Source organism: Mesorhizobium sp. P3_A10 (assembly GCF_056403175.1).
Genome location: NZ_JBFUFZ010000001.1, coordinates 1244636 through 1266666, shown reverse-complemented (window position 1 = coordinate 1266666; position 22031 = coordinate 1244636). Strand labels below are relative to the sequence as shown.

Genomic DNA, 22031 nt, shown 5'->3' with positions numbered 1-22031 from the left:
GGCGCATGACCCTGAAATCGGGGCCGCGCGGCGGCTCTATTTTTGTCGGAGCCATTTGAGCACTTCCATGCTCGGATACCCGTCCTGGGTCAAGCCGACCTTCGCCTGATAGGTCATGATGGCTGTTTTCGTGCCATCACCGATCTTGCCGTCGAACTTGCCGTCGTAAAGCCCGTGCTGCGAAAGCCGCTTCTGCAGCTCCTGCCTTTCCTCGAAGCTGAGCTTGGTGAAAGGCCGTTTCCAGTCCTGCACGAGACCACTGGAACCGGCGATTTCGTCGGCAAGAAGGCCGACGGCCAACGCATATTTGTCGGCGTTGTTGTAGGCCTTGATCACCGAGAAATTCTTGATCATCAGGAAGGCTGGTCCATCGCGGCCGTCCGGCACCTTCAATGTCGCCTTGTCGGCGACGTTCTTGAACGGCTTGCCATTGGCCCTGACGACGCCGAGTGCCTGCCATTGCGCCAATGTCTTCGCGCCGCCGGGGAGCTTGCCGGCCGGCAGCGTGACCTCGTAGCCCCAGGTCTTGCCGGCCTGCCAGCCATTCTTCTTCAACAGATTGGCGGCGGTTGCCAGCGCATCGGGGATCGAATTCCAGATGTCGCGCTTGCCATTGCCGTCCATGTCGACGGCATAGTGCTGATAGCTGGTCGGGATGAACTGGGTATGGCCCATGGCGCCGGCCCAGGATCCGCTGAGATGGCTTTCATCGATGTCGCCCGTCTGCAGAATCTTCAGCGCGGCGATCAGCTGGGTGCGGGCGAATTTCCCCCGCTTCGGATCGGCATAGGCCAAGGTCGCCAGCGAGCGCACGACATTGCGCATGATGTCGTCGCGCTTGAGGATCTCGCCATAGTTTGATTCCATCGACCAGATGGCGAGCAGGATATCGCGGTCGACACCGAACCGTGCCTCGATGCGGTCGAGCCAAGGCTTCCATTTCTTCGCCATCTGCTGGCCGACGGCGACGGACTGGTCATGGACCCGGTTGTCGAAATAATCCCATGCCGGGGCGGTGAATTCAGGCTGCGTGCGCGCCTTTTCCAGCACCACCGGGTCAATATCCCTGATATCCTTGAACGCCTGGTCATACACGGCGCCGGAAACGCCGCCTTGCACGGCTGTGGCGCGGAAACCGGCGACCCATTGCCGGAACCCGGCATCGGCAAAAGCCGGCCCGGCCGGCATCAGCAAGGCGAGCGAGAGGCTGGCGGCCGTCATGACGCTGGTGAAGAATTTTGCGGCATTGCGAACGGACATCTTTTCCTCCTTCTTTATCTCAGGAAGATCATTCATCGCCGAACCCGGTTAGGATTTAGTTTACCATAGGAGCCGTCGGGAACGAAAAGACGCGTCGATGCTTTACGCACAGCAAGTTTCTCACCAGACCTTCCGTAATCCCCGATTTCGGCGTGAAAATGTCTCGGAGCGGGATTGCAGAGCAGGCCCTCAAACGGATAATTGACAGCATGAAGAGAGTTCGCAAGGCAGTTTTCCCGGTCGCCGGTCTCGGCACGCGGTTCCTCCCGGCCACCAAGGCCATCCCCAAGGAAATGCTGACCGTCGTCGACAGACCGGTCATCCAGTATGTTGTCGATGAGGCGCGCGAGGCCGGCATCGAACATTTCATCTTCGTCACCGGTCGCAACAAGGCGGTTATCGAAGACCATTTCGACGTCCAGTTCGAGCTCTACGACACGCTCGCCCAGCGCGGCAAGGATGACCAACTCGCTCGCCTGCAGCGGCTGCAACCGGCTCCGGGACAGACGAGCTTTACCCGCCAGCAAGTGCCGATGGGGCTTGGCCATGCCGTCTGGTGCGCGCGCGAACTGGTCGGCGACGAGCCTTTCGCGCTGCTGTTGCCCGACATGATCATGCAGTCGGAAAAGAGCTGCATGAAGGAGATGGTCGAGCTCTACCAGGAGACCGGCAACAACATCATCGCCGTGCAGGAATGCGACCCGGCCGAGGCGCACAAATACGGCATCGTCGGCCGCGGCGAGGATACGCATCACGGCTTCCGTATCACCGAGATGGTGGAGAAGCCGAAGACCGGCACCGCACCGTCCAATCTCTACATCAACGGCCGCTACATCCTGCAGCCCGAGATCTTCGGGATTCTCGAAGGTCAGGAAAAGGGCGCCGGCAACGAAATCCAGCTCACCGACGCGATGCTGAAGCTGGAAAAGCAGCAGTCCTTCTACGGCTACCACTATCAAGGCCGCACCTTCGATTGCGGTTCGCCGGAAGGCTTCGTCGAGGCCAATGTCGCCTTCGCGCTGTGGCGTAGCGACATGAACGAGAACATGTCGGGCGTCATCCGCACGCTGCTCGATGAGATAAAACCGTCGGAACGGCGCGGCGCCGCCTAGGGCTTGTCTTACCGTTGCAGCTTCAGGCCGAGGTAGATGCTGTTGGCGGTGTAGTTGCGGCCAGGCAGGTTGCTGGTCAGCTTTTCGGTGCGGGCGCGGCTGGTGAGGCCGACATAGCGGTTCAGCCACCATGTCAGCCCGGCCTCGGCGCTCAGCGTCAGGTCATGCCCGTCGGAGCCGGTGTAGTCGCGCCAGTCGAGGCCGAGTGCGGCGTTGCCGGTCAGGTCGGCGCGAATCTGCCGCTCGCCGGTGAGGCGGCCGGAATAGAGGATGTCGCCGCTTTCGTTGGCGGCTGTGGTGCCGTCGATGGTGGTCTTCCCGGTGAGGCCGATGATGGTGCCGCGTTCCGGCGACCATTTGAGGTCGGCGTTCAGGCTTGCCCCCGCGATCGCCGCCAGGCGATCGTCGTCGATCGCTTCGCGGAGCCAGCCGGCCGAGAATTCCCCAGTCAGTTTCTCGCCCATGTCGAGTTCGACGCCGGCGCGCGCGCCGAGGCGGGTGGATGATCGTTCGAATCCGCCCGAATCGACACGCAGATCATAGGCGCGGCGGCCGACTTCGACCTCGGCAAAAGGTGTAATGGCGGGCGAGATCTCGTAGCCGGTGCGCAAAGTCGCCGTATAGAGGGTGGAGTCGCGATCCTTCTGCGACAACACGGTGCCGTTTGTCAGCTCGGCGTCGCCATAGATGTCGTGAGAGACCGCGCCGGTCAGCGCGAAGCGCAGCTTGCCGACGTCCTTCTCGATGCCCAGGCTGCCGTCGATGGTCTGGCGGATCGGCTGCGATTTGACGCCGGCAATGGCATCGGGTGAGGAGGCGGATTCCGGCGCAATTTCGTAGCCGAGCTTGGCGATGGCCCGCAGTTCATTGTCGAGATCGACGTTCAGGGTGCCTTCGAGGCGGCCGCGCCCTTCATTGATCTTCTTGCCCGAAATGGTGTTGCGGAAGTTGCCGTAGCCGTCGATGACCGCCGAGTTCTCGCGCCAGTCGGAGGCGGCGGAAAAACGCAGCGCCGTTTCGGACAGCACCGCCGACGTCCCGCCGCTGCTGGAATCGGCATTCGACGTTGCCGTCACGCCTTGCTCAAGCGTCGGCCGGAGCAGGAAGGTGCCAACCTTGATGCCGGTTGCCGCGTAGGGATCGTCTTCGGGCTTCTTCTTCAGGCCTTCGATGGCGTCGGTGCGCTCGGCGCCGGGGTCGAGCTTTTGCCGGTCGGCGCTGTCGACGGTGAGGGCACGGCGGTTGGTTGTGTCCTGGTCCGCATCGTCTGCCGCTGTGTCGGTCGACGTGGTTCCGGTCGTGGTTGGGTCTGTGGCCTTGCCGAGCTTCTTCTTGCCGGTTGTCTTGTCCTTGGCCGTGTCTGCATCGGCGGCGCGCAGCTTTGCGGTCGATGGCCGGCGCGGCTTAACCGGGGGCGGATTGTCGCCAAAACTGCCATCTGTGGCCGCCGGCGGATCAAAGATGCTGCCGGTCGGCGGTGTCGCGCCGGTGTCGTCCGGCAAGGCGCCGGCACTTGCCGGCAGATAGGTCGTCGGGGTTGGCGGGTTGGCCTGGGCGGCTGCATCGGCGGGTGTCGCCGGATCCTGAGATCCGGCCGCGCTCAGCTGTCTTACCTTGCGCTGCTGGTCAAACAGGATCGCCGATTCCGAAACCTCGCCGCGCAGCTCGGTCTCCTGGGCGCAAAGCGGTGTTGGCCGCAGCAAAGCGAAAACGCTGGCCGCCAGCAGCAGTGCGCTGATGGCTTTGCCGTTTCGACCTCTTTTGCTTTCAGGCTGGGCCCGCGACATCGTCACCACTGCTTGCGCGGCGCAAGCGCGCCATACTTACCGAACCGTAAATGGGGATGGTTAACGGAGGGTTGAGGCGGCGGCCCAATGACCCTCAAAACGGTGATGTCCTAGGGGGTTCATGCGGTGCGCTTCAAGCACCTTGTTTTCATGCCTGTCGCTGTCGCAAAACCGCTGCACAACCTTGGGTCAAGCCCGAGACCAGGCTTTTGGGCGACAGGCACGAGGTGGCATTTCTGTTGGACAGGCGAGCGCCAAAGCGCTAATCGCATCAGCCATGCATGCGGGATCCCCAGAAAAGAAGCGGCTGGACAAGCAAGCTTCGATAGAATCGGCGCTCAGGACGGTGGCAACCGAGCAGGCCGGTGTGGCGGCTCTGGCCGCCGCGCTCGAAAATGGACTGTCCGAACCATTCGCGCGCGCCGTCGATATCGTGTCGCAGGCCAGAGGCCGCGTCATCGTCACCGGCGTCGGCAAGAGCGGCCATATCGGTTCCAAGATAGCCGCGACGCTCGCCTCGACCGGCACGCCGGCCTTCTTTGTGCATCCCTCCGAAGCCAATCACGGCGACCTCGGCATGATCGCCAGGGATGACGCCATCATCGCCATGTCATGGTCGGGCGAGAGCAAGGAACTCAACGGCATCATCGCCTATTCCAGGCGCTTCTCGATTCCGCTGGTTGCGATCACCGCCGGCGAGACATCGGCGCTGGCGCGCGAGGCGGACGTGGTGCTGTTGCTGCCGCGCGCACCCGAAGCCTGCCCGCACGGCCTGGCGCCGACGACATCGACGCTTTTGCAGCTGGTGATGGGCGATGCACTGGCCATCGCCCTGCTCGAAGCGCGGGGCTTTACCCCGGACCATTTCCGTACCTTCCATCCCGGCGGCCAGCTCGGCGCCAATCTGACGCAGATCCGCGACATCATGCATGTCGGCGACAGGCTGCCGCTCGTGCCTTCGGGCACCGGCATGCGCGAGGCGATCCTCGAATTGTCGAGCAAGGGGTTCGGTTGCGTGGCGATCACGGCCGCGGACGGCGCGCTGATCGGCATCATCACAGACGGCGACATCAGGCGCCATATCGGCAGCAATTTGCTGGAAATGAGTGTCGATCAGGTGATGACAAGGGAGCCGAAGACGGCCCGCCCGGACACACTGGTGGCAACCGCGCTGCAGACGATCAACAACTCAGCCATCACCAGCCTGATGGTTGTCGAGGGCAGGCAGCCGGTCGGGCTCGTCCACCTGCATGATCTGCTGCGCATCGGCGCCGCCTAAGGTGTATTGATATTCAGGTGAGGCCGGTCTGCAAACGCCGGTCTCCTGCGCTTCCGGTGCTCACGTACTTTGAGTACGCTCCGCTCCGGTTCTCGGAAACCATCGTTTTCGACTCGGCCTGACCTGAATCTCAACACACCTTGCGCGTAGGCGCGCCTGAAAACTCAGACGGCCTCGACCGTCAGTTCCAGATCTGTATCGGCCGAACTGACTACACGCACCTGCGTGCCGGCCGGCAGGTCGGGACCGGAGACGCGCCACAGCGTGTCGCCGAGCTTGATGCGGCCGCGACCGTCCTTGATCGGTTCGGCAAGGGTAGCCATTTTGCCGACCATCTGGGCGCCGCGTCGGTTGAGCAACGGCTGGTCGGTCGTGTCATTACGCCCGCCGACCAGCTTCTTGCCGACGAAGGCCGAGACCAGCGACAAAGCGAGGAAGGCGAGAACCTGGATCTCCCAGGTCCAGAAGCCTGCGTCCCAGATCAGCAGTGAGACCACGCCGATCAGCAGCGCGGCGATACCGATCCACAGCATGAAGATGCCTGGCGCGATGACTTCCAGCACCAGCAGGACGAAGCCCAGAACCATCCAGTTCCACGGGCCGAGTTCGGAAATGATGCGGTCGAGCATGGGCGTGTGCTCCTATTTCCTGTTGAGCATGATCTTTTCCGAAAACCGGTGCCCACTTTTCGGGATCATGCTCCCATGATCTCAGTTGTCGCTAGGGCGAACCACCGGAGGGCGGGCAGTCCGCGCGGCGCCGGCTGTGCCTTCGCTGCGAAATACCTCCTTGGCGATCTCGCTTATGCCGCCGAGCGTGCCGATCAGCGCCGAGGCTTCCATCGGCATCAGCACGACCTTGCTGTTGGTGGCCGTGCCGATCTTGCCCATCGCTTCGGTGTATTTCAGCGCGACGAAGTAGTTGAGCGCCTGCACGTCGCCCTTGGAGATGGCTTCCGACACCACCTGCGTGGCGCGGGCTTCGGCCTCGGCCGAACGCTCGCGCGCCTCGGCATCGCGGAAGGCAGCTTCCTTGCGGCCCTCGGCCTCCAGGATCTGCGATTGCTTGAGACCTTCGGCGGCAAGAATCTGCGCGCGCTTGTTACGTTCGGCGGTCATCTGGCGGCCCATCGATTCGATGAGATTGGCCGGCGGGTTGATGTCCTTGATCTCGACGCGGGTGATCTTGATGCCCCACGGGTGCGCCGCCTCGTCGACGACGCGCAGCAGGCGCTCGTTGATGGCGTCGCGGTTCGACAGCAACTCGTCGAGATCCATCGAGCCCATGACGGTACGGATGTTGGTCATCGTCAGGTTGAGGATGGCGTTCTGCAGGCCGGAGACCTGATAGGCCGCCTGCGCTGCGTTGAGGATCTGGTAGAAGGCGATGCCGTCGACACCCACTATGGCGTTGTCGCGGGTGATGATTTCCTGGCTCGGAACGTCGAGCACCTGCTCCATCATGTTCATCTTGGCGCCGATACGGTCGACGATCGGAAAGATGACATTGAGGCCGGGGCTCAGTGTCTTGGTGTAACGGCCAAAGCGCTCCACCGTATAATTGTAGCCTTGCGGGATTGTCCTGATGCCTTTGATAAGGAGTACCAGCACCAGAACGGCAAGCGCACCAATCGCAATACCGAAACCACTGAAGTCCATCTTAATCTCCCTCAGACGCCGGCCATGGCGTTGATTCCATGCAGCCAACTTCACCAAACACTTAGGTGTGTTTCAATAATGTTACAATCTGGTGATCGCTGATTATCTATGTACAGCTGATTGCGGGAGTCGTTGGCTTCAGATCCAACCCGATAGTTCGCGCCGCACCATCGCCTCGATCACCGCCATGCCTTCCGCGCTGTCGTTGAGGCAAGGGATATGGGCGAATTTTTCGCCTCCGGCGTGATGGAAGGTTTCGGCCGCCTCACGGCCGATTTCGTCCAGTGTCTCGATGCAGTCGACGGAGAAACCAGGATTGACGATGGCGATCGACTTCACGCCGTCATGGCCGAGTTTCTCGACCGTCTTGTCGGTGTAGGGCTGCAGCCATTCCTGCGCGCCGAAGCGCGACTGGAAGGTGGTGATCAGCTTCTTGTCGCTCCAGCCGAGCCTTTCGCGCAGCAGGCGCGTCGTCTTCAGGCAATGGCAGTGATAGGGGTCGCCTTTTTCGAAATAAGGCTTTGGGATGCCGTGATAGGAGGCGATGACCACCTCCGGTTCGAAGTCGAGCGCCGCCAGATGCTGTTCGATCGAACGGGCGAGCGCCTCGATATAGACCGGCTCGTCATAGTAGGGCGGCACGCTGCGGATCGCCGGGGCTGCCCGCATCTTCATCAGCGCGCGAAACAGCTGGTCGTTGGCGGTCGCGGTGGTGGTTGCTGAGTATTGCGGGTAGAGCGGGAAGCAAAGGATGCGGTCGCAGCCTTGCTCGACCAGATTTTTGGCAACGCTCGCGGTCGAAGGGTTGCCATAGCGCATCGCCCAGTCGACGACGACATTGGGCAGGTCGCGCAGCGCCTCGGCCAGCTTCTCGCCCTGGGCGCGGGTGAAGGTGCGCAGCGGCGACTCGTTGCGCTCCCGGTTCCAGATCCTGGCGTAGTTGGCGCCGGACTTCTTGGGCCTTGTGGTTAGAACCAGGCCGTAGAGGATCGGATACCAGATCGCCCTGTTGAGTTCGATGACGCGCGGATCGGACAGGAATTCCCTGAGATAGCGCCACATCGGCTTGAAATCGGTGCCGTCGGGCGTGCCGAGATTGACCAGCATGACGCCGATCTTGCCGGTTCTGACCGGCGGATGTCCTGCCGGCAGCGGGCCAAGCGCCTTCGCGGCTTTGGGATCGACAGGCGTGGAAAGCGTCATAAAGATCTCCCGACACCGCGCGAAACCGGCGACGTCGCGGCGAAACTAGCGATGCGGCGCAAGTTTTCAATGCTGCGTCTGGCCGCACCTTACCCTGAAAGCAGAAAACCCGCCCGGTTTCCCGGGCGGGTCTTGCTGGTCGCGGACGCGAAGCGAGGTTACTTCGGCGGAATGGTCAAGGTCGCGCCGAGAGGAAGCCGGCGTGGCTCGTAGCCCTTGTTGGCTTCAGAGATCACCTTCCATTTGGTGCCGTCGCCATAGGCCTGCTTGGCCAGATCCCAATAGGTATCGCCGGCGACGATGACATGGCTGGCTTCGGCAGGAGTGGCGTCGGCCGGCTTTGCCGGCTCGGCCGGAGCTGGTGTCGCCGGTGCCGGGGCAGCCTCGGCTGGCTTGGCCGGTTCGGCAGGCGCCGGTGTCGCCGGTGCGGTTTCCGCCGGGACCGTTGGCGGGGTTGCAGCGATGTCGCTTGAGCCAGCCGGCGGCGCAGGCAGTGCCGGCTCGGCGGGTGCCGGCGCGGCTTCCGCGGGCTTGGCCGGTTCGGCCGGCTTGGCAGGTTCGGCGGCGGGAGCCGCAGGCGCCGCCGCAACCGTGGCGGCGATCTCGGTGATGCGGCCGTCGAGCTTTGGCGTGTAGGGCTTGTGCGCGCCGAGATAGTCGGCGACCACCTGTTCGAGGCCCGGACCATAGTCATAGGCGTTCTTGGCCTTCTCGGCGAAGACCTTGTAGCCGTCGCCGCCCTGGCGGACATAATTGTTGGTGGCGACCAGATAGTCCTTGTCTGGATTGAGCGGGACCCAGGCGCCGCCCTCCATGACCTCGACGGATTTGACGCGACCGGCATTGGGCGCGACCGACTTGTCGAAGGAGTATTTCAGGCCGGCGACCTGCGGGAAGCGTCCGGCGCCATCCTCCAGCTGGCTGAGACCGTTTTCCAGCCCGGCAACCAGATCCTTGCCGGAAATCTGAAAGGTGGCCAGCGTGTTCTGGAACGGCAGCACTGTCAGCACCTCGCCCATGGTGACGGTGCCCTGGTCGATCGAGGCGCGCAGGCCGCCGCCATTCGAGATGACGATCTCGACGCCCTGGCCCTTGACCCGATCGAGGATCGCGTCGGAGACGAGATTGCCCATCTCGCATTCGCGGGCGCGGCAGTTTTCGCGGCTGCCGTCGATCGCCTTGGTCGTCTCGGCGACCTCCTTGTTCTTCAGCGCCTCGATCGGCGCGCCAAGCTCCTTGATGCGGGCAAGCACGGCGGGATCGGGCGTGATCGACTTGTCGAGAAAGATCGGGTCGCCGCTGGCCGATTTGACGACGCCATTGTCATCGAACACGATCTTGAACTCGCCGAGATATTTCGAATAGGACGCCGCCTGGACGACCGGAACCTTGTAGCCGTCCGGATTGTCGACCATCGTCGGGTAGGGGCCTTCCGCCTTCGGGTCGGTGTTGGACAAAAGCGAATGGCTGTGGCCGCCGACGACAATGTCTATGCCCGGTATCTTGGCGATGACGTCGCGCTCGCGCTTGTAGCCGATATGGGTCACCGCGATGATCTTGTTGACGCCCTGCGCCTTCAGCTTCTCGACCTCTGATGTGATCGACTTGACGTCGTCGGCGATGGTGATGTTGGGGCCGGGCGAGGCGAGCTCCGGCGTGTCGTTGGTGACCGCGCCGATGATGCCGATCTTCTGGCCGCCGACCTCAAGCACGATCGACGGCTTGATCTTGCCTGCCGCGCCAGACTTGTCGTTGGGCACGACATTGGCGCTGACGATCGGGAACTTCGCCTTGTCCAGGTAAGGCACCAGCGCGCTCTCGCCATCGTCGAACTCGTGGTTGCCGAGCGTCACCGCGTCGGGCTTGATCTGGTTGAGGAATTCCTCCTCCGCGGTGCCCTTGTAGGTGATGTAGAACAGCGATCCCTGGAAGCTGTCGCCTGCATTGAGCAGCAGCACGTTCTGGCCTTCCAGCTTCTTGCGCTCCTGGGCGATCGCGGTGACCAGCCGGCCGGCGCCGCCAATGCACTCGCCCTTGGTCTCCTCGTCAGCCGAGCAGGTCGACTCATATTTGTTGTTGCCTTCGATGCGGCTGTGCCAATCGTTGAAGTGCAGGATGTTCAACGTGTAGTCGGCAAAGGATGCTCCGGCCGACAGGCCGAGCGTGGATGCCGACAGAGCGGCAATGGCAGCAAACTTCTTCATCTTCGTCTCCCGGATGGCCTGACCAAGGCGTTTAGCGCTGTTGCTTGACTGGAGCATAACAGCCAGCTTTTGGGCCATGTTCACATCGCGGTTCTGGCGATGCAAGAAGAAATCAGGCGAGCGGAACGGGATCGGTTTGCCGACATAAAAAAGGCGGCGGGCATCGTGCCGCCGCCTTTTTGCTAACCCTTGCGGGATCGAGCTCAGCCGCGCCTGGTCAGCACAAAGTTCTGCCCGGCGGCGCTGGTGCAATTGAGCTGATTGATGGAGACCAGCAGGCAGTTGAAGGCTATCGTTTGCTGCCTGATCAACGAGGTGCCGTTGATCTCGACCGAGGTGGGCCCGGTCTTTGAGTAGCTGCCATCGGCAAATTTCTCGCCGGTCTCGGCGGAAACGGTGGTGAACGTTCCGCCATTCAACGTCGACACTGCGTTGCCTTCGGCGTTCAGCCAGGAACCTTCGACCCCCTTAGGGGCAGAGGCGGCCGGTGGCTCGTCGGGGCCGCCGGTCACGCAGGCAGCAAGCATCGTCGCAAGGGCGCCGGCCACGCCCATCGAAAGAACTTTGCGCGCAATGGTCATATGAGAATCCTCTCCTCAGTCCGCATCCCTTCAATCGCCCGATTTCCGGGCGATTGCAAGGCAGTGAGACATGCCTAGAGAACCGCTATCGAACGAGGATGTTGCGGAATTGCCACGGGTCGTTTTTGTCGAGGTCTTCGGGAAACAGGCCAGGGCGGTTATCGAGCGGCGTCCAGTCGGTATAGTAGCCCTTGACCGGTCCGAGATAGGGGCTCTGCACTTCCAGGCAGCGTCTGTAGTCCATCTCGTCGGCCTCGACGATGCCGGCCTGCGGATTTTCCAGCGCCCAGACCATGCCGGCTAGCACTGCCGAGGTGACCTGCATGCCGGTGGCGTTCTGATAGGGCGCCAGCTTGCGGGCGTCGGCCAGCGACAGCTGCGAGCCATACCAGTAGGCATTCTTGTCGTGGCCGTAGAGCAGCACGCCGAGCTCGTCGACACCGTCGACCAGTTCGTTTTCGTCAAGCACGTGATGCACAGGCTGCGCCTTGCCGGCGGCGCCGAACATCTCGTGCAACGACAGCACCGCGTCGTTGCAGGGGTGATAGGCATAATGGCAGGTCGGGCGGTATTGGACCTTGCCTTTTTTGCCGCGCACGGTGAAGAAATCGGCGATCGAAATCGCCTCATTGTGGGTCACCAGGAAGCCGTATTGCGGGCCAGGCGTCGGGCACCATGAGCGCACGCGCGTGTTGGCGCCCGGCTGCTCCAGATAGATCGCCGCCTGCGAACCATGCTTGTGCTCCTTGCCGTTCTTCGGCATCCATTTCTCATGCGTGCCCCAGCCGAGTTCGGCCGGCTGTAGCCCCTCGGAGATGAAGCCTTCGACCGACCATGTGTTCCAGAACACGTTCATCGGCTTCGGCTTCTTGGTGCGCTGGGTGTCGCGCTCGGCAATGTGGATGCCCTTGACGCCGGCCTTCTTCATCAGCTTCGCCCAGCCGTCACGGTCGTCCTGCGCCGGCTCGGAAAACTCGAGGCCGAGATCGCCAGCGAGGTTCAGCAGCGCCTGCTTGACGAACCACGAGACCATGCCCGGATTGGCGCCGCAGGTGGAGATGGCGGTCGCGCCGCCCGGGTTTTCGCGCTTTTCCTCGATCATCGCTTCGCGCAGCGCGTAGTTGGTGCGGCTTGCATTGTCGGCCTTGGCGTCGAAATAGAAGCCGAGCCACGGCTCGACCACCGTGTCGATGTAAAGCACGCCGAGTTTGCGGCAGAGCCGCATCAGGTCGACCGAGCCGGTGTCGACCGACAGGTTGACGCAAAAGCCCTGGCCACCGCCATTGGTGAGCAATGGGGTCAACAGCTTCTTGTAGTTCTTCTCGGTCACGTGTTCCTGGACGAAGGCGATGCCGCGCTCGTCGAGCAGCTTGCGGTCGGTGTCGAGCGGGTCGATGACCGTCACGCGCGACTTGTCGAACTTGAAATGGCGCTCGATCAGCGGCAGCGTTCCCCGTCCGATCGAGCCGAAGCCGATCATCACAACAGGGCCGGTGATCTCACCGTAAACGGGCCAATTTTCAGTCGCCATCTATCGAACACTCCTCAAAAGAACGCTTCACACCGGCCGCCTGGCCGCGGCGCGACAAACCATAGATCATTGTCACAATAAAGGAAAAAGCGGGAAATGGCCGGCTTTCCCCGGCGTCATCGCGCCTATAGGCCGAGCAATTTTGCGAATTCAGGCTTGAAAAGATCGTGGGCCTCGGAGACCGGCAGGGTCAGCACATCGTCGCCGCAGGCCTGGATCGCATGCGGCAGGCCCTGGAGCCCGAAGACCAGGGACTCCTTGTCGCCCTCGCGCCAGAGGCTGGCCGCCAGATATTCGGGGATCAGATCGTCGATGCCGCATTCGGTTTCGAAATCGATCTGGGTCTGATCGGTCGGCTTCTTGCGCCGTTGCGCGACAAAGGCGACGAGTGACGGGCCGGGCTTGCCATCGACCGTATCGGAAAACATATCCTGAAGGCCAAGCAGCACGCCGCGGTGCACGTCCATCACATAGGCGTCCAAATAGTTGGTCGGGTGCGCACCGCCGCAAAACAGGCTGCCGGATTCCCGCCAGCTCATCAATTGCGGGGTAAGCGAGCTGACCTGTGACGACGAGTCTTCGAAGCCGCCGAGCGAACCGTCCTCCATGCTGTCGATCGGGCCGCCCTCGTGAAAGCCGGCATAGCGCAACGCCGCGCAGCTCAACGCGCCGAGGCTGGCGTGCCGGTGCCGATTCTCAAGCAAGGCATTCGCCGCCTCGACCGACGCGCCGCCCGACAGTTCGACGATGCGCGGCGTGGCAAATCTGGTGCGGGGATCGGCGACATATTCATAGGAGGCATCCGGCCAGCCGATCTTGTCGCCAGTCTTCGGGTCTTCAGTTTTGGCGGCAAGAGCCTTGGGGGCAAAATCGAGCCGCAAATAGTCGTAGGGCGATGCTTCCATGGTGATCGGCGCATCGTCGCCAGAGAACTTGCTGTCGGTGAAATCATAGAGATCGAGCGGGCTCGCGGCCGGCGGCTCGGTCTGCTCACGCTCTGCAATCCGGGTCAGCTTCAACGGCCGTGTCTTTTTCCCGTTCCAAGTGCCTTCCAGTGTCTTGCCCTTGTCGGCGGAGGCGAGGCGCCAGATAGCGGCTATTGGCGCGGCCTGGCCCTCTCCGCATTTCTCGGGGCCGCACGCCTCCTTCTCCGCCAATTCGAACCGGCGCCCCTTCAGCGGCCTGGCCTGCAGCGGGATGTCGACACCTTTCGAGCGGTAGAAGTAGCGGCCGGCGAGCGGTCCATCCGGCGCCGACGGGTCGCTGGTGAATTCGACGACGATGTCGGTCTGTCCGACCTTGCCGGCATAGGTCACCGGCTCGGCCAGCGCTGCCGTCGCCATGCCCAAAAGCACACAGGCGAGTGCAACCGGCTTGCTAGGATGATGGATCATTGTTCCCCCGAGCCATGATATCAAGGCTTTGCGCCAGTCTGTCACGGTCGGCGGTCAGGCCCTTATAGTCAAGCTGCGCCTGGTCCAGCGCCTGCAGCTGGGCGGCAAAGGACGCCGCCAGCGTGGCCCTGTCGGGATGCCGCGCCAGCACCTTGAGCGGGTCGAGATGGATGCGGATGGTGAACAGGATGTCGCGCGAAACAGGCAGTTTCCGCAGCGTCTGCCGCTCGACGCGGATGAAGGCATGAGCGTTGACGTCGCCATCGGGAAACCGGGTCGGGCGGTTTGTGGCGCGATCGATGCGCTCGACGTTGGACAGCGGATGATAGAGCGCGGCGTCGGCCTGGATCGACCAGTTGTAGCGCTCGACCGCCTGGCCCTGCAGGCCGTCGAACATGCGGTTGATGAGGTCGGCCGAACGCGTGCCGGGCCCGAAACCCGGCACCGGCGCGTGGATCTGCTGCAGCGGCCTGCCGAATTTTTCAACCAGCGACCATGACGAGGGAAAGCACAACGAGCCGGCGGCCAGCCGCCAGACGCTGTCATCACGACGCATCAGGATCAAATCTTCCTGGACAAGCAAGGAGGCGGCGACAAGCGGAGCGTCGCTGAAACTGGCGGTGGTGCCGCCAGCCAAATTGCCTGCCGCGCCGACCACTTCGATCCCCGTCGCCGTGCGCCTGTAGGTCTCGGGAAATCTTGCCGTGAGATGCGGGCCGAGCAATTCGAGCACTTCACGCTGGGCGTCGCGCGTGCCGGCCTCCTCGACAAAAACCTTGTCGGGAATGTCCGCATAAAGCCGGCGCTTCTCGGCGAGATAGGGCTGGAGGTACTCGTCGACCTCGATCCAGCTGTCGAGGTCGAGCGGCTTCAGCCCGATGGTGAAGAGCTTCGAGGAGCCGTCATAGGGCGTATGGGTGGGCTGGCGGACGCTCATGCCTCGTTATAGGCGTCCAGCGCAGCGGCGGTCATCTTTGCTTGGAATTCAGTAACATCATAGTCGGCGGCGCCCGCCTTGGCGAAAGGATCGGCGGCCAGCCTGGCGTCGAGCACGTCGCGGGGGCCGCGTGCGATGATGACGCCGCCGGTTCTTGGTTTCTTCGGTCCGGAAGCGACAAAGATGCCTTCGGCGTAGCAAGCCCTAAGCCACTCCAAATGTGCGGGCGCCAGCCGGTCGATCTCTGTCAGCGGCACTTTATAGTTCAGCGAAACCACGAACATTCTTTTCTCCCGGACCTCTGTCAGTCTTCTTTCCAGACCATGATCTTTTCCGAAAACCGGCTTCCACTTTTCGGGATCATGGTCCTAGCCGCGCGGGAATCAGGCCGCGCAAGGAATTGCCGACAAAGAGTGCCTTGGCCGACTTCAGATCGTCCAAGGTGTAGATCGCTTCCTGGGCGCGGCCTTCATCCAGCAACGCGCCGCGCAATACGCCAGGCAGCAGGCCGCAGTCGAGGCGGGGCGTCGCCAGCACGCCATCGCCGAAATCGGCGAAGACATTGCTGATGGTGCCCTCGCAGATTTCGCCGCGCTCATTGGCCAGAAGCACTTCGTCGGCCTGGCTGATCAGGTATTCGGCACGGGCCCGCTGATAGGTGTGCCGCCGGCTGGTCTTGTGACGCAGCAGCGTGTCGTTGGAATCCAGCCGCACCCGGGCCAGCTGCAGGCGCCAGACCTTGTCGGCGGCAAGCGGTTCATAGGGCTGGGCAGCGGCCGTCGCCTTGCCGTTGCGCGACAAAACGAGGCGTGTGCGCAGGGCGATGCCTTGTCGGCCGACCGTGTCCATCAGCACCTCGCCGATCTTCTGCGGATCGCAGCCGAAGCCCAGTTCGGCTGCAGAACCATAGAGGCGCGCAAGGTGGCGGTCGAAGCGGAGAAAGCCTGTTCCAGGCTCCCAGCGCATGGTTTCGATCAGTTCGAAGTCGGCGGCGTTCCCGTCGCGAAGCGCGCTTTCAGCAGACACTCCTGGTACTCCTCCTCGGCTGTCGAATCGAAGACGACGCCGCCGCCGACATTGTAGACGGCTTCGCCGTTGGAGAAGAGTGAGATGGTGCGGATCGCCACCGAAAAGCGCATCGTGCCTTCAGGTGCGATCCAGCCGATGGCGCCGCAGTAGACGTCGCGCGGCACGCCTTCCAATTCGTGCAGGATTTCCATGGCGCGAATTTTCGGCGCGCCGGTGATCGAGCCGCAGGGAAACAGCGCCGCAAAGATCTGGCGGATGGTGAGGTTCGGCAGAAGTTTTGCCCGCACGCGGCTGACCATCTGGTGGACGGTCGGATAGCTTTCGATGCGGAACAGCTCCGGCACTTCCAGCGTGCCGACCTCGCTGATCAGCGAGATGTCGTTGCGCAGCAGGTCGACGATCATCCGGTTCTCGGCCTGGTTCTTCTCGTCATTGCGCAAAAACGCTTTCAGCCGCGCATCTTCTGCCTTGGTCGCGCCGCGCGGTGCGGTGCCTTTCATCGGATGAGTCTCGATCATGCCCTCAGTGCCGATCTCGAAGAACAGCTCCGGCGAACGCGACAGAACGATCGGATCGCCGAGCGCGACCAGCGCGCCGTACTTCACCGGCTGGCGTTCGGTCAGCGCGTCGAAGGCGGCAAGTGGATCACCCGACCACTGCGCATGGATCGGAAAGGTCAGATTGCCCTGATAGCAGTCACCCTTGCGGATGTGATTGTGCAGCCGCGCAAAGCGTTCCGCGTAGTCTTTCGATGACCAGTCAGCCCTGGCGTCGAAAATCGGGCCGTTGGTGGCCGGCGCGCCGCGATGCGGCAGGGCCTGTTCCACCGGAGCATCGAAAACACCCAGGCAAACGAGTGGCGCACGACGTCCGCCCGGCAGCAGCGGAACGAGTTTCGGCTCTAGCAGATAGCCGGCCTCGTAGGAGAAATAGCCGGCGAGCCATTTGCCGGCATCCGTTGCTGCCTGCGCGGCCTCCAACGCCGGCAGGAAATCCTCAGCCCTGTTTGCGACGATGACGTCAGCCGGGCGGTCGAAAACGAGCTGACGGCCGCTTTCATCATTGCGGAAAATTGCAGAGGGCAGGGACATGAGGCTCGGATGCTGCAGAGTCGATGGTGCCAGTGATGGCTCTATATGGGGGGGTGACCGCGCGCAATCGAGGGAACGGCGTCTGAAGACGCAAAGGTGGTCACGGCCAAAAGACAAAGGCGGCGTCCGGGGACGCCGCCTTGTTCAAAATGCAGTCTTGTTGCCCGGGCAGCTCGGTCAGGTGTTGTTGGCGGTTCCTGCCGTCGGGAACTGCTTGGCGAATTCCGTCTCGTCGCCGGCGGCCAGAAGCTTCGCCTGCTCGATCCAGTGCTCACGCGCGATACGGCCGTCGAAGTTCAAAACGTCTTCGATCCGCTTGACGTCGTCGGCGGTCCAGCCGGCGATCTGGGCGTAGGTTGTAACGCCAAGGCCCTTGAGCAGTTTCTCGTTGACCGGGCCGATGCCGATCAGGCGGCGCAGATTGTCGGCCTTGCCGGCGGTCGGTGCTGCTGGCGCGGCCTTCTTCGGTGCGGCACTTGCCTTTGGCGCAGCCGCCTTCGTGGCGGCGGCCTTTGGTGCGGCTGCCGTCTTGGCTGCGGCTGGTTTTGCGGCCGCAGGCTTGGCGGCTGCGGGCTTTGCGGGCGCAGGCTTGGCCACTGCTGGTTTGGCTGCTGCAGGTTTGGCCGGGGCGGATTTGGCGGCCGCCGGTGTCGACACCAGGGCTGCCGGCGCCTGGCCAGCTGCCTTTGCCGGGCCGGGCTTGGCGGGTGCCGCTTGCGCTTCGCGCAGCCGGCGCTCGAGATCGGCGCGGGTCTTGCCGCATGCATCCAGTTCGCCGGTCAGGCGGTCGGAATCGGCACGCAGCCTGTCGCGCTCGCTGCGGGTGCGGTCGAGGTCGCCGCGCAGGCTGTCAAGCTCGCCGCGGAGACGGCCCCAGATAAACCAGCCAACCAACAAACCTACAAGGAACGCCAGGACAATGTAGAAGAAGGTCATCGTCTCTCTCCAGTCGTATCCGTCCGCCGCCGCCTCAAGTCGTGACCTTGGCAGACACGATCATCCAATGGTGGTTCTGCGGTTCGCAGAACAGCCGGCTTCTTATCGACTGTCGGTGATCGGCTTCCCGCCCATAGCCAACGGTCGTCGTCGCATTCGCCGAACCGCCATGACCGGCCGAAATCTTGCCGGCCGGAGCCGCGAGCCCGGCTGAGCTTCAGGCGCGACGCTACCATACAGCCTACGGAAAGCTAACGGAAAATTTCCACGCAGAGTTGTTCAAGAACAAATATTTAGAGCAAGAATAGAGCGTCTCAACATGCATTCCGGCTAAACTGTTCTGCCGGACCCGCCAGATGAGATCGCGCGCCAGGGCGCTCAGTTGTCCAGCGCTTCCAGTTCGTCGATCAGTCCGCCGATCACGCCGAGCCCGATCTGCCAGAAGGCGGGGTCGGTGGCGTCGAGGCCGAAGGGCGCCAGAAGCTCCGAATGGTGCTTGGTGCCGCCGGCGCGCAGCATCTCGAAATACTTGTCCTGAAAACCGCGTTCGGCATTCTGGTAGACGGCATACAGCGAGTTCACCAGGCAATCGCCGAAGGCATAGGCATAGACGTAGAAGGGCGAGTGGATGAAGTGCGGGATGTAGGTCCAGAAGACCTCATAGCCTTCGCGCAATTTGATCGCCGGCCCGAGGCTCTCGGCCTGCACTTCGAGCCAGAACTGGCCGAGCTTGTCGGAGGTTAGTTCGCCGTTCTTGCGCTCGGCATGCACCTTGCGCTCGAATTCGTAGAAGGCGATCTGGCGCACGACCGTGTTGATCATGTCCTCGACCTTCTGCGCCAGCATGGCCTTGCGCTCGCGCTTGTCGGTGGTCTGGTCGAGCAGCGAGCGAAAGGTCAGCATCTCGCCGAAGACGGATGCCGTCTCGGCCAGCGTCAGCGGTGTCGAGGCCATCAGCGCTCCCTGGCCACCGGCCAGCACCTGGTGAACGCCGTGGCCGAGTTCGTGCGCCAGCGTCATCACATCGCGCGGTTTGCCCATGTAGTTGAGCAGCACATAGGGATGCGCCGACGGCACCGTCGGATGCGCGAATGCGCCCGGCGACTTGCCCGGCCTGACCGGCGCGTCGATCCAGTTGCGGTCGAAGAACGTTCTGGCGATTTCCGCCATGTCGGGCGAAAAGCGCTGGTAGGCGGACAGCACCGTGTTCTTGGCCTCGTCCCAGCCGATCACCGACTGCGGCGTCTCCGGCAACGGCGCGTTGCGGTCCCAATGGTTCATCACCTCCATGCCGAGCCAGCGCGCCTTCATCGCGTAATAGCGGTGCGACAGGCGCGGATAGGCATCGCGAACGGCCGACGCCAGCGCATCGACCACGCTGCGCTCGACGCGGTTGGCGAGATGGCGTGAATCGGCGATGTCCTCGAAGCCGCGCCAGCGATCGGAAATCTCCTTGTCCTTGGCCAGCGTGTTGGTGATCAGCGTGAAGGTGCGCAAATTCTTGCGGAAGGTTGCGGCCAGCGCCTCGGAAGCCCGGCGGCGCACCTCACTGTCGGCATCCTGCAGGCGGTTCAGCGCCGGCTCGAGCGCCAGTTCCTCGCCGTCGATGTCGAAGCGCAGATCGGTCATCGTCTCGTCGAACAGCCGGTTCCAGGCGCCGCGCCCGGTAATCGACTTTTCGTGGAAAAGCTGCTCGACGCGATCCTCGAGCTGATAGGGCTTGTCCATTCTGAGATCGAGCACCCAGGGCCGGTAGTGGGCGAAGCCCGGGTCGGAGGCAAGCGCGTCCTCGATCGCGGCATCGTCGATCAGGTTCAGTTCGAGCGCGAAAAACAGGAGATGCGCGCTGGCGTCGGTCATCTTCTCCTGGATGTCGCCATAGAGCTTGGCGCGCTGCGGGTCGGCCGTGTTGCCGGCATAGACCAGACCGGCATAGGAGACGATGCGACCGATCAGTTCCTCAAGCGCCTCATAGGCGGCAAGCGCCTCGCCCAACTTGCCTGCGCTGCCGCGCCCGGCCTCGGCGGCCAGCGTGCCTTTCCAGCGGTTCTCGAAGGCGGTGGCGTCGGTGGCGGCCTTGGCTATATCGCGCTTCAACTCGGGCGCTTCCATGCCGGGATAGAGATCGGCGAGGTTCCATTCCGGCAGGTCGCCAAGCTCCGCCGCGCCCTGACCGGACGCGGCCGCCGCCGCAAGCTGCCGACCTGGAACCATGCGCATCAACAATAACCTTCCGGAATCAAGGGGAAAGGACAAGCCGGTCAAATCCTAAGGAATTCATTCACCGGGTTTTTTGAAACCTTATTTAGAACCCTGTGCCAAGATGATCCATAGGGCGGATACAATCGGGCGGGTAATTCAAAACAGTCATGACAGGTTCCATACTCATAGTCGATGACGATCCGGTGCAGCGCAGGCTGCTCGAGGCGGCAGTGACGCGGTTCGGCCACACCGCGATAGTTGCCGATGGTGGCGAAGCCGGTCTCTCGGTCCTCGATGGGCCCAACGCAGGCGATGTGTCGGCGATCATCCTCGATCTTGTCATGCCGGGCCTCGACGGCATCGGCGTGCTGAAGGCCATGCGCCAGCGCGGCATCCATATCCCGGTTATCGTGCAGACCGCCCAGGGTGGCATCGAAACCGTCGTTTCGGCGATGCGCCACGGCGCTTTCGATTTTGTCGTCAAACCGGCCTCTCCCGACAGGCTGCAGATGTCGATCGGCAACGCGCTCAAGGTCGAGGCGGTCGAGGACGAGGTCAAGCGCACGTCGCGACGGCGCGGCGGCCATCTGACCTTCAAGGACATGATCACACACAGCCCGGCGATGGACCGGGTGATCCGTCTCGGCCAGAAAGCGGCGGCGTCCAACATCCCGATCCTGATCGAGGGCGAGTCGGGTGTCGGCAAGGAACTTGTGGCACGTGCCATCCAGGGCAGCGGCGACCGCCGCTCGAAACCCTTCGTCACCGTCAATTGCGGCGCCATTCCCGACAATCTGGTCGAATCGATCCTGTTCGGTCACGAAAAGGGTTCGTTCACCGGCGCCACCGAAAAACACACCGGCAAGTTCGTCGAGGCGCATTCGGGCACGTTGTTCCTCGACGAGATCGGCGACCTGCCGCTCGACGTGCAGGTCAAGCTTCTGCGCGCCGTTCAGGATGGCGAGGTCGATCCGGTCGGCGGCCGTTCGACCGTCAGGGTCGACATCAGGCTGATCTCGGCAACGCACCGCAATCTTTTGCAGCAGGTCAAGGACGGCAAGTTCCGCGAGGACCTGTTTTACCGGCTGAATGTCTATCCGATCTTCGTGCCGCCGCTGCGCGACCGTCGCGACGATATTCCTTATCTGGTCGCGCACTTCATGGAGAAGGTTGCCCCCGTCGATTCGCGCCATCGTCTGCTCGGCATTTCGGACGCCGCGCTCGCCATGCTGCAAGCCTATGACTGGCCGGGAAACATCAGGCAGCTGGAAAACGCCGTGTTCAGGGCCTCGGTGCTCGCCGAAGGCGACATGCTGACCACGGAGGAGTTTCCGCAGATCCGGGCGCAGGTGGACGGCACCGTCAATCTCGATGCGTATGCCGCATTGCCAACGCCCGGCTCGGTCACGGGCAGCCAGCCGCAAGACGATGGCGGTACTGTTGCAGTCGAGCTTGATCCTCCGGCGAGGCTTCAGCCGCGTTTCGGCACGCTGCGGGCGCTGGACGAGCGCGGCAATGTGCGCGCGCTGGCCGATGTCGAGCTCGAAATGATCAAGCTGGCGATCGACCACTATAACGGCCAGATGAGCGAAGTCGCCCGCCGCCTCGGCATTGGCCGCTCGACGCTCTACCGAAAGCTGAAGGAATACGGCATCGACCCGGAAACCGGCCGCGTCGACCGACTCGCATCCTGACAGCGCAAGGCCGGGACCAGTTCCCCGGATCATAATGCGGCCCTGTTTCAGGCGTCAAAGCCGGAATGTGGCAGGCTGGGGCGACACACCACGGTGCTGTTCACGCATTAAGGCTAACGGTAACAGATCGTGT

The 22031-nt window shown here is 62.8% G+C and carries 18 protein-coding genes; 3 read left to right on the top strand and 15 right to left on the bottom strand.

Annotated features, from left to right (window positions below; all coding sequences use genetic code 11):
- Nucleotides 1-36: 36 nt before the first annotated feature.
- Nucleotides 37-1260, bottom strand: a complete 1224-nt coding sequence (locus AC1DXU_RS06120) for a lytic murein transglycosylase (protein ID WP_477365598.1) — start codon at nucleotides 1258-1260, stop codon at nucleotides 37-39.
- A 209-nt stretch (nucleotides 1261-1469) separates the two neighbouring features.
- Between AC1DXU_RS06120 and galU the strand changes: the two genes are divergently transcribed.
- Nucleotides 1470-2372 (top strand): UTP--glucose-1-phosphate uridylyltransferase GalU, encoded by a 903-nt coding sequence (gene galU, locus AC1DXU_RS06115; protein ID WP_477313406.1) that lies wholly within the window; start codon nucleotides 1470-1472, stop codon nucleotides 2370-2372.
- Nucleotides 2373-2380: 8 nt separating this feature from the next.
- Here the strand turns inward: galU and AC1DXU_RS06110 are convergent, their stop codons facing one another.
- A complete protein-coding gene (locus tag AC1DXU_RS06110; protein ID WP_477365595.1) occupies nucleotides 2381-4159 on the bottom strand; it encodes an outer membrane beta-barrel protein in 1779 nt (592 codons plus the stop codon).
- A 277-nt stretch (nucleotides 4160-4436) separates the two neighbouring features.
- On the opposite strand from AC1DXU_RS06110, the gene AC1DXU_RS06105 reads away from it, so the two are divergent.
- The gene (locus AC1DXU_RS06105; protein WP_477365592.1) at nucleotides 4437-5438 is read left to right on the top strand and encodes a KpsF/GutQ family sugar-phosphate isomerase; all 1002 of its coding nucleotides are present in this window, start codon (nucleotides 4437-4439) and stop codon (nucleotides 5436-5438) included.
- Nucleotides 5439-5602: 164 nt separating this feature from the next.
- Here the strand turns inward: AC1DXU_RS06105 and AC1DXU_RS06100 are convergent, their stop codons facing one another.
- The 13 genes from AC1DXU_RS06100 to AC1DXU_RS06040 all read right to left on the bottom strand — a co-directional run bounded on the left by AC1DXU_RS06100 (nucleotide 5603) and on the right by AC1DXU_RS06040 (nucleotide 20222).
- On the bottom strand, nucleotides 5603-6067 hold the full coding sequence (locus AC1DXU_RS06100) for an NfeD family protein (protein ID WP_477365589.1): 465 nt from the start codon (nucleotides 6065-6067) through the stop codon (nucleotides 5603-5605).
- An 81-nt stretch (nucleotides 6068-6148) separates the two neighbouring features.
- Nucleotides 6149-7096 (bottom strand): SPFH domain-containing protein, encoded by a 948-nt coding sequence (locus AC1DXU_RS06095; RefSeq protein ID WP_477365586.1) that lies wholly within the window; start codon nucleotides 7094-7096, stop codon nucleotides 6149-6151.
- Nucleotides 7097-7234: 138 nt separating this feature from the next.
- Nucleotides 7235-8299: a ferrochelatase gene (gene hemH, locus AC1DXU_RS06090; protein WP_477365583.1), complete on the bottom strand. Its 1065-nt coding sequence runs from the start codon at nucleotides 8297-8299 to the stop codon at nucleotides 7235-7237.
- Between the two features lie 158 nt (nucleotides 8300-8457).
- Nucleotides 8458-10503, bottom strand: a complete 2046-nt coding sequence (locus AC1DXU_RS06085) for a 5'-nucleotidase C-terminal domain-containing protein (protein ID WP_477365580.1) — start codon at nucleotides 10501-10503, stop codon at nucleotides 8458-8460.
- Nucleotides 10504-10706: 203 nt separating this feature from the next.
- The gene (gene omp10, locus AC1DXU_RS06080) at nucleotides 10707-11084 is read right to left on the bottom strand and encodes an outer membrane lipoprotein Omp10 (RefSeq protein ID WP_477365577.1); all 378 of its coding nucleotides are present in this window, start codon (nucleotides 11082-11084) and stop codon (nucleotides 10707-10709) included.
- An 85-nt stretch (nucleotides 11085-11169) separates the two neighbouring features.
- Nucleotides 11170-12615 (bottom strand): homospermidine synthase, encoded by a 1446-nt coding sequence (locus AC1DXU_RS06075; protein ID WP_477365574.1) that lies wholly within the window; start codon nucleotides 12613-12615, stop codon nucleotides 11170-11172.
- A 125-nt stretch (nucleotides 12616-12740) separates the two neighbouring features.
- Complete coding sequence (locus tag AC1DXU_RS06070) at nucleotides 12741-14009, bottom strand: hypothetical protein (protein ID WP_477365571.1); 1269 nt, start codon at nucleotides 14007-14009, stop codon at nucleotides 12741-12743.
- Nucleotides 13993-14946: a heme-dependent oxidative N-demethylase family protein gene (locus AC1DXU_RS06065; RefSeq protein WP_477365568.1), complete on the bottom strand. Its 954-nt coding sequence runs from the start codon at nucleotides 14944-14946 to the stop codon at nucleotides 13993-13995. The genes AC1DXU_RS06070 and AC1DXU_RS06065 overlap by 17 nt, the downstream gene beginning before the upstream one ends.
- Complete coding sequence (locus AC1DXU_RS06060) at nucleotides 14943-15230, bottom strand: YciI family protein (protein ID WP_477365565.1); 288 nt, start codon at nucleotides 15228-15230, stop codon at nucleotides 14943-14945. Before AC1DXU_RS06060 ends, AC1DXU_RS06065 begins: the two co-directional genes overlap by 4 nt.
- 76 nt (nucleotides 15231-15306) lie before the next feature.
- Nucleotides 15307-15972 carry an aminotransferase class IV family protein gene (locus AC1DXU_RS06055; RefSeq protein ID WP_477365562.1) on the bottom strand — a complete coding sequence of 222 codons (666 nt, stop codon included), beginning with the start codon at nucleotides 15970-15972 and terminating at the stop codon, nucleotides 15307-15309.
- Nucleotides 15921-17066, bottom strand: a complete 1146-nt coding sequence (locus AC1DXU_RS06050) for an aminodeoxychorismate synthase component I (RefSeq protein ID WP_477365559.1) — start codon at nucleotides 17064-17066, stop codon at nucleotides 15921-15923. Before AC1DXU_RS06050 ends, AC1DXU_RS06055 begins: the two co-directional genes overlap by 52 nt.
- Nucleotides 17067-17243: 177 nt before the next feature.
- Complete coding sequence (locus tag AC1DXU_RS06045; protein ID WP_477365556.1) at nucleotides 17244-18002, bottom strand: proton-conducting membrane transporter; 759 nt, start codon at nucleotides 18000-18002, stop codon at nucleotides 17244-17246.
- A 378-nt stretch (nucleotides 18003-18380) separates the two neighbouring features.
- Nucleotides 18381-20222, bottom strand: coding sequence for a M3 family oligoendopeptidase (locus AC1DXU_RS06040; protein ID WP_477365553.1), 1842 nt, complete (start codon nucleotides 20220-20222; stop codon nucleotides 18381-18383).
- A 149-nt stretch (nucleotides 20223-20371) separates the two neighbouring features.
- On the opposite strand from AC1DXU_RS06040, the gene AC1DXU_RS06035 reads away from it, so the two are divergent.
- The gene (locus tag AC1DXU_RS06035) at nucleotides 20372-21898 is read left to right on the top strand and encodes a sigma-54-dependent transcriptional regulator (RefSeq protein ID WP_477365550.1); all 1527 of its coding nucleotides are present in this window, start codon (nucleotides 20372-20374) and stop codon (nucleotides 21896-21898) included.
- Nucleotides 21899-22031: the final 133 nt, after the last annotated feature.